This window comes from Acidobacteriota bacterium, from assembly GCA_016196035.1.
GTDB lineage: Bacteria > Acidobacteriota > Blastocatellia > RBC074 > RBC074 > JACPYM01.
Genome location: JACPYM010000084.1, coordinates 1 through 12,850, shown reverse-complemented (window position 1 = coordinate 12,850; position 12,850 = coordinate 1). Strand labels below are relative to the sequence as shown.

Below are 12,850 nucleotides of genomic sequence, written 5' to 3'. Positions count from 1 at the left end.
ACCCGTTACCGCTTGAAGCGCCCGGGGAAAACCAACTTGATTTGCTTTCATAGTTTGGGGAAGACGGCGTGGATGATACGCGATAGGCGCGGCAGACGGCAATCTAGCAATCCGCACGGTTCAAAATGCGCCGGGCGCACTCTTGCCCGCTCCACACCGCGCTTTCAATCGTCGCGGGCAAGCCGGTATCCGTCCAATCCCCGGCCAGGTAAAAGTTCTCGAACTCGGTTTGCTGTGGCGGACGCAACCGCGCAACACCGACCGTGTGCGAGAGCGTCGCGTCGTGTTCGCGCACGACAAAGGCATGCAGCGGTTTTGTCTGACGCGCCGCCGGAAAGAAGCGTTCCATTTCGCGCACGGCCAGCGCGATCAATTCCTCTTTGGTTTGTTTGGCGGCCTCGTGCGCGCCGCTGATGACGAGCGCCAGGTGTTGCCACTCGCGCACGGGTTCGCCCGCAATGGCGTTTTTGTTGAAGACCCATTCGACGGGCGAATCCAGCAAGCCGGCGAATTCCAATTCCGTCACTTGCCGGTCGTACCAGAGATTGATCGAGACGATGGGCGCGGATTTCAGCTCCGGCAATTGGCACAAGCTGGGACTCGCCGCCAGCACATCCGGCGCGATCATTCGGCGCAAGGCGAAATACGGCGCGGCGTTGATGACCGTTTCAGCGGCAAGCTGCTCGCCCCCGCGCAAGGTTAAACCGGTAACGCGCGGGCCGTTGAATTCAATCCGCTCGACCTCGGCGTTCAACCGCACCGCGCCGCCGCGCGCCTGGATAAACGCCTGGGCGTCCGTCGTGTAAAGCTCGCTCAGGCCGACGCGCGAAATGACCATCGTCGAATCGCGTTTGGTGTGCAGAAAAGCCTGCTCCAGCACGCGTGCGAACATATCGGCAGAGGCGCGTTCGGGCGTTTCGTTGAGCGTCGCCAGCGCCACGATGTCCCAGAACCGGCGCTGCATCTGTTCCGATTGGCCCAACTCATTCAGCCATTCGCGCACGGTGACATCGGCCAGTTTCTGCCGGTCGCCATTCATCAACTGCAAAGCGACGCCGACACGCAAGGCGCGCAGCCGGTCGTTCCAACCGATGCTTTGCAGCCTGGCCAGACCCGCCAACAGGTGCAACGGCGCCGGCAAATTCGGGCATTGAAAGCTGGCGTGACCTGCTTGCTCGTGCAGGAAATCTACGCGGGGATTGGGCTGGAATTTGAGTTTGTCGAGCGCGCCGATTTTGCCGAGGAAGTTTAAGGTGTGGTGATAACAACCCATCATCAAATGCTGGCCGTTATCAATCACTGCGCCGGTCGTTTTGTCGGTGAAAGAATAGGCGCGTCCGCCCAGAAAGCCGCGCCGTTCGAGAACTAAAACATGGCGTCCCTGTTCAGCCAAATCCACCGCTGCCGCCAAGCCCGCAAAGCCGCCGCCGATGATGACGAGGGGATGACGGAGCGGCGAGGCGCTGGGAAGAGTCTCTGACAAATCGTGTTGCGTCACTGCCAATGCTCCGAGGTTGCGCCGTTTCCCTGTGAAGTTCCCCCGTCTCCCCGTCCCCCTATCTCCCCATCTCCGCCCGTGCCATTTCCTTGCCCGCCGCTCTCGTTAAAGGCCCATTCGCTGAGCGCGATCAAAAACCGTTCGGGCCGATGCAGGCGAATCTGGTGATGAAAGACGTCGTAATTGACGGCTTCGATCTGTTCGAGCAAGCGGTAGTAAATCTTGCCCATCGTGCGCGCGGCCACCAGCGTCGGGCGGTCTTCGACAGGCAACAACTCAGCGGCGCGTTGGTAGAAGCTGCGCGCGCGTTCGCATTCAAACCGCATCAGCGCGCGGAAGTTGTCATTGACGACGCCTGCATTCAGTTCCGTTTCGCTGTAATCGAACCGGCGCAAATCTTCCTGTGGCAAATACACGCGGCCACGAGCGGCGTCTTCTTTCAAATCGCGCAGGATGTTGGTCAATTGCAGCGCCTGTCCCAGATGGATGGCGTACTCTTTGGTCTGCGGCGAACGGTAAGTAAAAATCTCGATGCACATCAGCCCTGTGATCGAAGCGACGCGATAGCAGTATTCGTAAAGCTCGTCGAAGGTTTCATACCGATGGCGGTGCAAATCCATCTCGCAACCGTTGATCATCTCTTCAAAGTATTCCTGCGGCAGCGGGAATTGGGCTAGCACCCGTTGCAAGCGGCGCGCAATCGGTTTGGCCGGCTGCCCGGCATACAGCGCGTCAAGTTCCGCGCGCCATTCATTCAGCCCCGCGCGCGCCTCTTCGACCGTGCCGTTTTGCTCGACGATGTCATCCACAATGTCGTCCACCGCACGGCAAAACCCATAGACGTCAATGATCGCATCGCGCTTGGCTTTGGGCAGGAAAAGAAACGAGTAGAAAAAATTGGACTGCACCGTCTTCGCCAGATCGTGGCGCAAATGCGAGGCGCGTTCACGCAAATGCCAGGGCGTGAGCGAAATTTTGTGCGTGGGGACTGCTTTCATCGTGACTACCGTTTTGGTTATCGTTTGAGCAGTGCGCGACTCAGCAGCACCGCTTTGTCAAAACCAGTCAGCTTCGGACGCGCGCGCAGCGTGTCGTAAGCTTGCCGCTCGATCAATTCCAGAATGCGCATGCCGCCGTGCCAGGTCAGCCGCAGTTCCAGCGCCAATCGTCCGCTGACCAGCTTCGGCAGGTCTTTGCCGCGCGCAAACAATTCCCGTGTGCGTTCGACCTGAAATTTGAGCAGGCGGCAATACTCCGCGCTGCCCTGCTGCGCCCGCAAATCGTCAAGATTGACCCCGTATTGCCGCATTTCATCCTGCGGCAAATAGACTCGATCTTTCTGTATGTCAACGGCCACATCCTGCCAGAAATTGGCGAGTTGTAAAGCCGTGCAGATGGCGTCGGACAACTCATCCAGATGCTCATCGCGATAATCGAACAGCCGCAAAATCAAGCGTCCGACCGGATTGGCCGAGCGCCGGCAATAATCCAGCACTTCGGCAAAATCGGCATAGCGGCGTTTGACGACATCCTGTTTGAACGCGGAAAGCAGGTCACGGAAAAGCTGTTCCGGCAACTGCAACTCTTTAACCGTCGCAGCCAACGCAACAAATACCGGACGACTTGCCTCGCCGCGATAACAGGCCGCGAGTTGCACCTCCCACTCGTTCAACGCTTGCAACCGGCTCGCCTCGGTCAGCACAGCGTCATCGTAACCCTCGTCCGCGAAATCATCCGCCGTGCGCGCAAAAGCGTAGATGCTGTAAACGTGTTTGCGCCGCGCCCTTGGCACCAGCAAGCTGCCGACCGGGAAATTCTCGTAATGTTCGCGCGCCATGCGCTCGCAATATGCGAAGGCTTCGGCGCTGCTATAACTGCGCGGTTGCGCCGGTAAACCAGCGGGCTGCAAGGCCGCGACCGTTTGAACGTTCAAGCTGCACTTCCATTCGTCATTTTAATTTTTGAGCCGGGTGAGAATAGCAGGTGCGGAAAGACTTCTTCAAACTGCTGGCGGCCTTTGGGAATCACTGGAACCAAAGCCTGGGTTCCGGCGTTTAGCGCTGCATCTGCCTTAGTTGGTGCCTTTGCTTGTGCCTTGGATTTTGTGTTTCAACGAAAGCTGGACTTGCTCAGTAGTAACGACAGGAGGTGAATGCTTGGTCACTGATCCGCCGGTCGCTTCTCTTGCCGCCAATGCCAAAACCGCGCGACGGAAAATACCTGTGCGGCTGTTGCCTGCCCTCGTGTTGCTCTTGTTATTGCTGCTGGCCGTCTTCACGCCCGCGTTTCTGCGCGCTCGTCAGTTCACGACAAATCTGCTGAGGCAGCAGATGCCTTCGTTCTTGCGTGCCGAAGCGCCGCCGCCTCAATTGGCGACGATCAAACGCGGCGCGCTCAACAAACAATTGCTGCTGGACGGCGAATTGCGCGCGGTACGGTCGCGCACGGTTTTCGCCGACACCAACGAAGAGGCCAAGATCACCTGGCTGCCGCCCGAAGGCGCTTTCGTCAAAACGGGCGACCGCTTGGCCGAACTCGACAGCACTTCCATCTTGAACAAAATCAAAGATGCTGAGGAAAAGCTGGTCGCCGCCGAGAATGAAATCATCAAGGCCAGCGCGCAGCAGGAAGGCCAATTGCGTGACTTCCAGGTTGAGCTAAGCCGCCTCTGGCTCGCTTACGAAAAAGCCAAAGTCGAAGCCCGCCTGCCCGCCGAGGTCGTCCCGCGCCGCGAGTATCAGGAAAAGCAATTCGCACTCGACAAAGCCAAAACCGAATACGAGAACCAACTCGCCAAGATCGAACAGAAGAAACGTGAGTTCGCCGCCGAGTTGCAGGTCAAAACCATCGAGAAACAAAAATCAGAAAACCAGCTCAACCTCGCCAAAAGCGGCTTGAGCGCAATGCAGGTCAAAGCGCCCGCCGCCGGCATGGTGCTTTACACCGACCATTGGGACGAACGCCGCAAGATTCAAGTCGGCGACGTCGTCTGGGGCGGCTTGCCCGTCGTGCAATTGCCCGATTTGACCGAGATGGAAGTCGTCGCCCAGGTCAACGAAGTGGATGGCCCAAAAATTTCAGTCGGCAATCAGGCGCGCGTCAAGCTGGACAGTTACCCCGACATCGAAATCACCGGCACGGTCAAAGACATTTCGCAAACCGCCGCCAAGGCCAGTTGGCAGGCCAAAGCCAAAGTCTTCACCGTCGTCTTTACGCTCGACCGCACACTGACCGAGAAGATGAAGCCCGGCATGTCGGCGCAGGTTACGGTGCAGACCGGGACGTTGAACAACGAACTGCTGGTGCCGCGCGCCGCCGCGACGTTTAGCGGCGCAGATTCGATCACGGTGACACGGCTGGAAGGCGAAAAAGAACAACGCCCGCTTGCCGTAACGATCCTGGCCGCCGATGCATTTCATTATGCGGTGGCCGCGAATGGCGCGTTGCGCGAGGGTGATCACGTGCTGCTGCGGCGCTGAAGTTGTCCGACAAGCTGCCAGCTTGTCGGCATCGCGGCTGACGAACACTGGGTTTTACGGCCAAGTATCCGGCAAGCTGGCAGCTTGCCGGACTTTCTCGCGGAGAGTTTTTTATGAAATCAATCCGTCGCCTTACCATCGTCGTCAGCATCATTGCCTTGCTGACCGCCGCGTTGCTCTTCGCCCGTTCGCCCAAATCCACCACTTGGCTCGCCGCCGCCGGTCTCGCCAAACCTGTCGCGGAAGCCGAGACCATCACAGTCACGCCCGGCACACTTTCCTTCCGCGTCGAAACGACGGGCACATTGCGCGCGACCTCGGTGCAAAGCTTTGGCGGCCCACCAGCGTTCAGCAATTACTGGCAATTCCAACTGGTCAGCATCATCCCCGAAGGCCGCAACGTGAAAAAGGGCGAGCCGCTGTTGATGTTCGACGCGCAACGCATCAACGAAGATTTAATGCGCTTTCAAAACGAACTCGACCAAGCCAGCAAAGAACTGGAAAAGACGACCGCGCAGATTTCGCTCGAACGCCAGGAACTCACGGCCAAGCTGGCCGAAGCCGAAAACAATTTCGAAAAGCTCAAACTCAAACAGCGCGTCAGTTCCGACATCGAAGCCTCGCGCAACATCGAACTCGATCAACTCGCGGTTGAACAAGCCCGCCGCGAAGTCGAAGCCTTGCAAGAGCGTCTGGAGTGGCACAAGAAATCCAGCGATGCCGTGCAAAACATCATTGCCAGCCGCAAGGCGCGCGCCGAAAACAAAGTCGCCCAGATCAATCAGGGCCGCGCCAACTTCCAGGCCAAAGCCGATCGCGACGGCGTGGTCGTTTACAAAACCAAATGGAACGGCGACAAGTTTCAGATCGGCGAAAACGTCTGGTCAGGCCAGCCCATCATTGACATCCCCGATCTCAACACGATTCGTGCCGAAGCTTTCGTCCCCGAGGTGGACATCGGCAAGATCAAACTCGACCAGCGCGCCGAAATCACGATTGACGCCTTCCCCGGCAAGGCCTACACCGGCAAGGTCAAAAAGATGGACACGCTGGTGCGGCAAAAAGCCTGGGACATTCAGAACAAAATTCTTTACGTCGAGATCGAACTCGACCAACTCGACACCAACCTGATGCGCCCGGCGATGGGCATCAAAACCAAAATCGAAACTGGTGCTTTGGCGAATTGTTTGTTCGTCCCACTCAAAGCCGTCAAGACAACCGACACTGGCGCGCAGGTCAAAGTCCGCACACCAAACGGCTGGCGCGATCAGACCGTCAAGCTGGGCGAGGCGAATGCGACGGACGTTGTGATTCTGGAAGGGCTGAATGCGGGCGACCGTGTGGCGAGCGATTATGCGAAGGTAAAATGAGCCTGATTGGTGCGGTTTGAAAGCCCTGAAAGGGCGGAATTCAATAGCCGTGGGCATCGCCCACGGAAAGCGTAGAGATTTTTCAAGCCCTGAAAGGGCTACATTTGAATTCTGATGCGACCCTTTCAGGGTCGGGAAATCATGCGCGTCCTCCCGGGGCGTTGTCCCCGGCTATTGAATCTCGCCCTTTCAGGGCGTTGGCCGCGGCGCATGCATTCACCTCAACAACCGTAATTCGTATGAAACTCTGGCGACGACGTTTGCGCAATCTGGTTTTGCTGGGTCTGCTGTGCGGGGCATTCGGCGTGGGCTTGCGTGCCGCGCGCCACGCCTGGCAACCGGCGTTGAATGAATTGTCGCCGCTGACGATGACCATTCAACCGCGCGATTTCAGCTTGCTGATCGCGGCCAAAGGCGAATTGCAGGCGGCGCAATCCAGCGCCATCGCCGTTCCGCCGGTGCCGGTGAATCGCTTGCGCATCGCCTCGGTCGTCGCCGATGGCCGCTACGTCAACAAAGGCGACGTGCTGGTTGAATTCGATCCCGCCGAGTTGGATTTGCAAAAGCAGGAGCAGCGCGCCGGGCTGGAAATGGCGCAGCAAAAGATGACCAAGGGCGGCCTCGCCAATCAAACCGAAAAAACCGACATCGGTAAAGACCGCAAATTGGCTGAACTCGAATTGCGCAAGATCAACGAATTCCTGCCGCAGGACGAACAGATTTACACGCGCCGCGACATCATCGAAGGCCAGATCAACCAAGCCTATGCCGAAAAGAAAATCGTCTTTGCCGACGCGCGGCTGCAACTCAAAGACAAAGTCTATTCGCTGGATGAAGCCATCCTGTTGCTCGAACGGCAACAGGCCAACAACCTGATGGGCCGCGTCGAGAAGGCGCTCGGCTCGTTGAAGCTGCTCGCGCCCGCCGCCGGCATCGTCGTCTATCCCAACTCCGGCTACTTTTTCGGCGGCAACGCGTTGATGCCGGGCAAGGTCGTCTGGATCGGCATGACGCTGTTTCAACTGGTCAATCCTGAAAAGATGGAAGCCAAGGTTTATGTGCTGGAACGGGACGCGGGCGAATTGAAGATTGAACAGCCGGTCACGTTCACGCTCGATCCCTTTCCAGGCCGCAGCTTCAGCGGCAAGGTCAAAGCGATTGACAAGGTCGCCCGCCCGGTTGATCGCGGCTCGCCCGTCAAGTATTTCGAGACCGTCGTGACGCTGGAGAAAACCGAACAAGACGTAATGAAACCCGGCGTCAAACTCGACGCCCGTGTGCACGCCGGCGAATTGAAAAACGTCACCGTCATCCCGCGCAGCGCCGTCGTCAGCAAAGATTCCGGCTTCGTCGCCTTTGTGCAAAAAGCGGCGGGCCAGTTCGACCCCGTCCCGGTCAAACTTGGCCAGGGCGACCTCGCCCAAGTCGTCGTGACCGAAGGCTTACGGGCGGGGCAAGTGCTCGCGCTCAATCCGCCCGACGTAAAGCGCGACGGCGAGAAAGACAAGAACACGACAAATCAAAAATGACCAAGCTACGGACTCGTTTGCCACAGAGGCACAAAGACACAGAGAAAAATCGAGAGCAGGTTTTCGCCGCTCTTCATCTCTGTGCCTCTGTGCCTCTGTGGCAAACTTCTGAACTCTGATGCGCTATTTCACCGAAATCCAACTCGCCATCAGCAATCTTTACGCGCACAAACTGCGCACCTTTCTGACCATGCTCGGCATGATCTTCGGCGTCGGTGCGGTGATCGCGATGCTCTCGATTGGTGCGGGCGCAGAGAAAGAAAGCCTGGCGCTGATAGACACGATGGGCCTGCGCAACGTCATCATCCGCGAACGCGAGGCGCGCGAGGAAGACTTGAAGAAAGTGCGCGAGAACTCGCTCGGCCTGGCCTTGCGCGACGTGCAGGCGGTCAACGCCGTCACGCCCGACATCGAATCGTGGTCGGCGCGCAAACGCGTCAAGACCTTTCAGATTTTCTCGTTCAAAGGCAAGAGCGACGATTCCAACGTCATCGGCGTCACGCCGAGCTACTTTCGCGCGGCAAAATACGACTTGGCCGAAGGCAGCTTTATCGCCGAGCCGGATGAGAAAGACTATGAACAGTTTTGCGTCATCGGCTCGCGCGTGCGCCAGAAGCTGTTCGGCTGGCAATCGCCCATCGGTCAGCAACTCAAAATTGACAAGCTCTGGTTCACCGTCACCGGCGTGCTAGCCGACAACAACCTCGGCAAAGACGAATTCGAGGGCGTCAAACTGCAAGACTTCAGCAACGACATTTACATCCCGCTCGCCACCGCGCTCAAAAAATTCGAGCCGAAACGCTTTGAATCCGAACTGGACGAAGTCGTGCTGACGCTGCAAAAGACCGACGCCATCAAACCCGCCGCCTTGCTCATTAGCCAGGTGCTGGTCAACACGCACGGCAAAGAGAACGATTATTCATTGATCGTGCCACGCGAATTGCTGGAGCAGAACCAGCGCACGCAACGCATCTTCAACATCGTGATGAGCGCCATCGCCAGCATCTCGCTGCTCGTCGGCGGCATCGGCATCATGAACATCATGCTCGCCAACATCCTTGAACGGACGCGCGAGATCGGCGTGCGGCGGGCGCTGGGCGCGCGGCGGCGCGACATCTGGCAACAATTTTTGATCGAAGCCCTGACCATCAGCCTGATCGGCGGCGTGACCGGCGTATTGTTCGGCTTCATCGCCTCGCGCGTGGTAGCGGCGTATGCCGAATGGAGCACGGTGGTGACGTGGGCTTCGATTGCGTTGTCGTTCGGCGTGGCGGCGGCGACGGGCTTGCTGTTTGGGATTTATCCGGCGGTGCGGGCGTCGCGGCTAGACCCGGTGGAAGCGCTGAGGTATGAGTAAGCTGATAGGGTGCTTGGCCCAATTAACACCCAATTGCCAGGCTTCACCCTGACCTAAAAGCGGTTTTGGCGCTATCAAGGACAGACGAAAACAGGCGACAAGCTGATCCTCTTCAACAACGTCCTCGGCTTGGTCACGCTGGATTACAGCAGCGAACCGCAGCTTGCGAAAACCCCAGCCAGCCGATAGTCTTTCGAGGCATTGAAATTACGAGCAAACATCCCTGAGGGCGCAGGCATCCTTGCCTGCTGTAGAAAAGGCCGCGCAGCGCTCCTTTTACCTTCTTTCGCCTTTAGCCGTGTTAAAGAAAAAGGAAGGCTTCGCCACTTCTTCTAAAGCAGGCAAGGATGCCTGCGCTCCCAGGGAAATTACCGAGAAGGAGACCCGTTTTGTTAAAGACCCTATTGCTGAATCCACCGTCGTTTGAAAAGTTCGATGGCGGCGCCAGTTCGCGCTGGCCCGCGACGCGCGAGATCGAAAGTTACTGGTATCCGGTTTGGCTGGCCTATCCTGCCGCGTTGATCCGCGATGCGGGCGGCGAATCGCGCCTGCTGGATGCGCCGCCGCACCACGTCAGCCCTACAGAGACTGCGGAGATCGCCAAGGACTACGAGTTCCTCGTGCTCTTCACCTCGCACGTAGGCTTCAAAAACGACGTGCGGCTGGCTGAGCACATCAAGGAATTGAACCCCGGCATCCGCATCGCCTTCGTCGGCCCGCCCGTCACGACGCATCCCGAACAAGCTTTGCGGACTTCGTCAGTAATTGATTTTGTCACGCACAAAGAGTTCGATTACACCGTCCTGCGCTACGCCAGCGGCGAGTCGCTCGACAAGATTCCCGGCGTGCATTTCCTCAAAGACGACAAACTGGTTTCGACGCTGCCCGAACCGTTGGTGACCGATTTGGACAAGCTGCCGTGGGCGACCCAGATTTACAAACGCGATATGGACATTAGGAAATACAACGTGCCCTTCCTGCTCAATCCCTATGTCGCGTTTTATTCAACGCGCGGCTGTCCGGCGCTATGTACGTTCTGTCTGTGGCCGCAGACCTTTGACGATCACCGCTGGCGACAGCGTTCAGTCGCCGACGTGCGCAACGAAGTCGAATGGGCGCTCGACGCCTTCAAACCCGAAGGCTTGCAGGAAATTTTCTTTGACGACGATACCTTCACCTTCAATCCGAAGCGGATGATCGAAATGTCCGAGGCGTTCAAGCCGCTCAAATTCCAATGGTCATCCACTTCGCGCGCGCATTTGGATTACGAGACGCTGCGCACGATGCGCGACGCCGGTTGCCGCCTGTTCATCGTCGGCTTCGAGTCGGGCAATGAACAGATCCTCAAGAACATCAAGAAAGGTCTTTCGGCCAAACGCTCGCTGCAATTCGTCAAGGATTGCAAACGCGCGGGCATCAAGGTGCACGCCGATTTCATCATCGGCCTGCCCGGCGAAACGCGCGAGACGATCAAGGAAACCATCGCCTACGCCAAAGAGATGGACGCCGAAACTTTACAGGTCTCGGTCGCGCACGCTTATCCGGGCACCGAAATGTACGAATGGTTCAAAGCCAACGGCGTGCTGCTCAATCACGATCACATGTCGGATGAACTGGGCCAGCAACTGCCGATGGCCAACTTCCCGCACCTGTCGAGCGCGGAGATGCTGGAGGCCGTGCATCGCTTTTATGACGAATACTACTTCCGCGCCAAACCGATTTACCGCATCGTTAAAAACGCGATGTTCAAGAGCAGCGAACGCAAGCGGCTCTACAAGGAAGCGAAAGAGTTTTTGCAGACGCGGGCGCGACGGCGGAAGCTGGTGGAAGCTGGGCAAGTGTAGTGAAACCTTGGGGGGCAACGATGGCATTGCTTGATCATTTTCATCCGCCGTTGAAAGGACACCGTCACTGGCATTCATTCCACAATGCTTGGGCGACGCACATTGCATTAGACTTAAACCAGCATCTGCCGGAAGGCTGGTTTGCCGAACCAAACGTTCAATTCGGCATTGAAATTGATGTTGCCACGCTCGAAGCACCAGCTACGACAGCGTCACTACTACACCTTCAGACCGTTCAAGGAGGTGTTTCGGCTGTTCCGCAACGCATTTGGACGCCGCCACAACCGGCTAAAACTGTTCCCTTCGCACCTGTCACAGACACAATTGAGGTAAACATTTTTGAAACATCCGGAGGGCCGACTTTGATTGGGGCAATTGAGTTGGTCAGCCCAGCCAACAAAGATCGCGCCGAACACCGTCAAGCCTTTGTCTCGAAGTGCGAGACCTATTTGCGGCAGGGTATCGGTTTGGTCGTCGTGGACATCGTGACCGAACGGCGCGCGAATTTGCACGATGAGCTAATGGGGAGATTGCGCACTACCGCTGAACCAGTCGCGCCCTCTCATTTCTACGCTTCGGCTTATCGTGTCGTTGAGCGCGACAAACAACCCTGTCTGGACATCTGGCAGGAATCGCTGAGCGTAGGGCACCCGCTACCGACCTTACCGCTGTGGTTGCGCGGCAATTGGTGTTTGCCGGTTGAATTGAACGATACCTACGAACACACTTGTCGGGGGCTAAAAATCTCGCCGGTTGCATGACGCTACAAGATGATTGAAGACTTTTATTGCGAAGAAGCCTTGAGCGGCCGCACGTCAATCAAGAAGATTCACGAGACCGAAAAGGTGCTGGCCTTTCACCATACGCGCCCCTACTGGCCGGTGCATCTCGTTGTCATCCCCAAGAAACATATCTCCTCCCTGATCGCGCTCGAAGAAAGTGACAATGCCATCCTGTTGGAGTTGATCGCCACTATCAAACAGCTTGCTGCGCAGGTCGTTGCCGAACACGGCGGCGCGCGCGTGCTGACCAATCTGGGGCAGTATCAGGATTCCAAGCATCTGCACTTTCACATCAACTACGGCGAACCGCTGCGCTAAGCACGCCGCCCACGCTCTAATTCAACGTCATGAACCGACTAAGAATTTCCATGCTCCTATTCCTCTGCCTACTGACGCTGCCCTTGCTCGCACAAACGCCGCCACCACCGGGGCTGCCCGCCAAATTCGCGCTACCTGACAATCCCATTGCGCTCACGCACACGGCGCGGCCCAACGTGTATTTCGACGCCATCGGGCGCAAGTCCGGGCTGCTGGCAAATGAGGGCGGTGCCTTTGAAGCCTGGGTGTTTCCGCTCAAACTCTTTCACGACGCGCGGCTAAGCATTCAGGTCGAAGGGCAAGATAACGCGATTGATTTTGCCGCCATCGTCCAGCGTGTGATTGCCCGTCCTGAAGCGACCACGCTCGTCGCCAGCGATCAGCTTTTCACCATCCGCGCGACTTTCTTTGCGCCGATTGATGAGGCGGGCACGATCATCCTGCTTGACGTAGACACGGTGCGCCCGTTGACGATCACCGCCAGCTTCGTGCCCGATTTGAAACCGATGTGGCCGGGCGGCTTGGGCGGGCAGAGCGCGGGTTGGCGCGACGATCTAAAAGCGTTTGTTGTCAGCGAAAGCCGCCGCAAGTACAACGGCTTTTTCGGCTCGCCCGCCGCCGTCAAAGGCGTGGCGACGCCTGCGCATCAGCTCGCCAGCGGAGCGTTGCGCTT

12 protein-coding genes are annotated in these 12,850 nt (G+C 57.7%); 9 read left to right on the top strand and 3 right to left on the bottom strand.

Translation table 11 applies throughout. The features are described from left to right. Positions 1 to 103: 103 nt before the first annotated feature. Genes HY011_24225 through hpnC form a run of 3 tightly spaced genes read right to left on the bottom strand, consistent with a single transcriptional unit; the run spans position 104 to position 3,335 of the window. Entirely contained in the window at positions 104 to 1,498 is a 1,395-nt protein-coding gene (locus tag HY011_24225; protein MBI3426050.1) for an oleate hydratase, read from the bottom strand. Beyond that, entirely contained in the window at positions 1,495 to 2,496 is a 1,002-nt protein-coding gene (gene hpnD / locus HY011_24220; protein MBI3426049.1) for a presqualene diphosphate synthase HpnD, read from the bottom strand. The genes HY011_24225 and hpnD overlap by 4 nt, the downstream gene beginning before the upstream one ends. Positions 2,497 to 2,513: 17 nt before the next feature. After that, entirely contained in the window at positions 2,514 to 3,335 is an 822-nt protein-coding gene (gene hpnC, locus HY011_24215; GenBank protein MBI3426048.1) for a squalene synthase HpnC, read from the bottom strand. Positions 3,336 to 3,654: 319 nt separating this feature from the next. Between hpnC and HY011_24210 the strand changes: the two genes are divergently transcribed. The 9 genes from HY011_24210 to HY011_24170 form a co-directional block, all read left to right on the top strand. After that, the gene (locus HY011_24210) at positions 3,655 to 4,977 is read left to right on the top strand and encodes an HlyD family efflux transporter periplasmic adaptor subunit (GenBank protein ID MBI3426047.1); all 1,323 of its coding nucleotides are present in this window, start codon (positions 3,655 to 3,657) and stop codon (positions 4,975 to 4,977) included. Positions 4,978 to 5,090: 113 nt separating this feature from the next. Next, positions 5,091 to 6,347, top strand: coding sequence for an efflux RND transporter periplasmic adaptor subunit (locus HY011_24205; GenBank protein MBI3426046.1), 1,257 nt, complete (start codon positions 5,091 to 5,093; stop codon positions 6,345 to 6,347). Positions 6,348 to 6,586: 239 nt separating this feature from the next. Continuing rightward, on the top strand, positions 6,587 to 7,876 hold the full coding sequence (locus HY011_24200) for an HlyD family efflux transporter periplasmic adaptor subunit (GenBank protein MBI3426045.1): 1,290 nt from the start codon (positions 6,587 to 6,589) through the stop codon (positions 7,874 to 7,876). Positions 7,877 to 7,994: 118 nt separating this feature from the next. After that, entirely contained in the window at positions 7,995 to 9,233 is a 1,239-nt protein-coding gene (locus HY011_24195; GenBank protein MBI3426044.1) for an ABC transporter permease, read from the top strand. A gap of 241 nt (positions 9,234 to 9,474) precedes the next feature. Continuing rightward, positions 9,475 to 9,660, top strand: coding sequence for a hypothetical protein (locus HY011_24190; protein ID MBI3426043.1), 186 nt, complete (start codon positions 9,475 to 9,477; stop codon positions 9,658 to 9,660). Beyond that, positions 9,581 to 11,077 (top strand): hopanoid biosynthesis associated radical SAM protein HpnJ, encoded by a 1,497-nt coding sequence (gene hpnJ, locus HY011_24185; protein MBI3426042.1) that lies wholly within the window; start codon positions 9,581 to 9,583, stop codon positions 11,075 to 11,077. The genes HY011_24190 and hpnJ overlap by 80 nt, the downstream gene beginning before the upstream one ends. 20 nt (positions 11,078 to 11,097) lie before the next feature. Continuing rightward, positions 11,098 to 11,838: a DUF4058 family protein gene (locus tag HY011_24180; GenBank protein MBI3426041.1), complete on the top strand. Its 741-nt coding sequence runs from the start codon at positions 11,098 to 11,100 to the stop codon at positions 11,836 to 11,838. A gap of 9 nt (positions 11,839 to 11,847) precedes the next feature. Beyond that, complete coding sequence (locus HY011_24175) at positions 11,848 to 12,177, top strand: HIT domain-containing protein (protein MBI3426040.1); 330 nt, start codon at positions 11,848 to 11,850, stop codon at positions 12,175 to 12,177. Positions 12,178 to 12,227: 50 nt separating this feature from the next. Beyond that, positions 12,228 to 12,850 (top strand): hypothetical protein (locus HY011_24170; protein MBI3426039.1); only part of this gene is annotated, 623 nt, incomplete at its 3' end.

Bases quoted from the DNA above. Each gene is read 5' to 3' on its own strand.
- hpnJ (MBI3426042.1), top strand. From the start codon at position 9,581: ATGCCTGCGCTCCCAGGGAAATTACCGAGAAGGAGACCCGTTTTGTTA.
- HY011_24180 (MBI3426041.1), top strand. From the start codon at position 11,098: ATGGCATTGCTTGATCATTTTCATCCGCCGTTGAAAGGACACCGTCAC.
- hpnC (MBI3426048.1), bottom strand. From the start codon at position 3,335: ATGGCGCGCGAACATTACGAGAATTTCCCGGTCGGCAGCTTGCTGGTG.
- HY011_24175 (MBI3426040.1), top strand. From the start codon at position 11,848: ATGATTGAAGACTTTTATTGCGAAGAAGCCTTGAGCGGCCGCACGTCA.
- hpnD (MBI3426049.1), bottom strand. From the start codon at position 2,496: ATGAAAGCAGTCCCCACGCACAAAATTTCGCTCACGCCCTGGCATTTG.
- HY011_24195 (MBI3426044.1), top strand. From the start codon at position 7,995: ATGCGCTATTTCACCGAAATCCAACTCGCCATCAGCAATCTTTACGCG.
- HY011_24205 (MBI3426046.1), top strand. From the start codon at position 5,091: ATGAAATCAATCCGTCGCCTTACCATCGTCGTCAGCATCATTGCCTTG.
- HY011_24200 (MBI3426045.1), top strand. From the start codon at position 6,587: ATGAAACTCTGGCGACGACGTTTGCGCAATCTGGTTTTGCTGGGTCTG.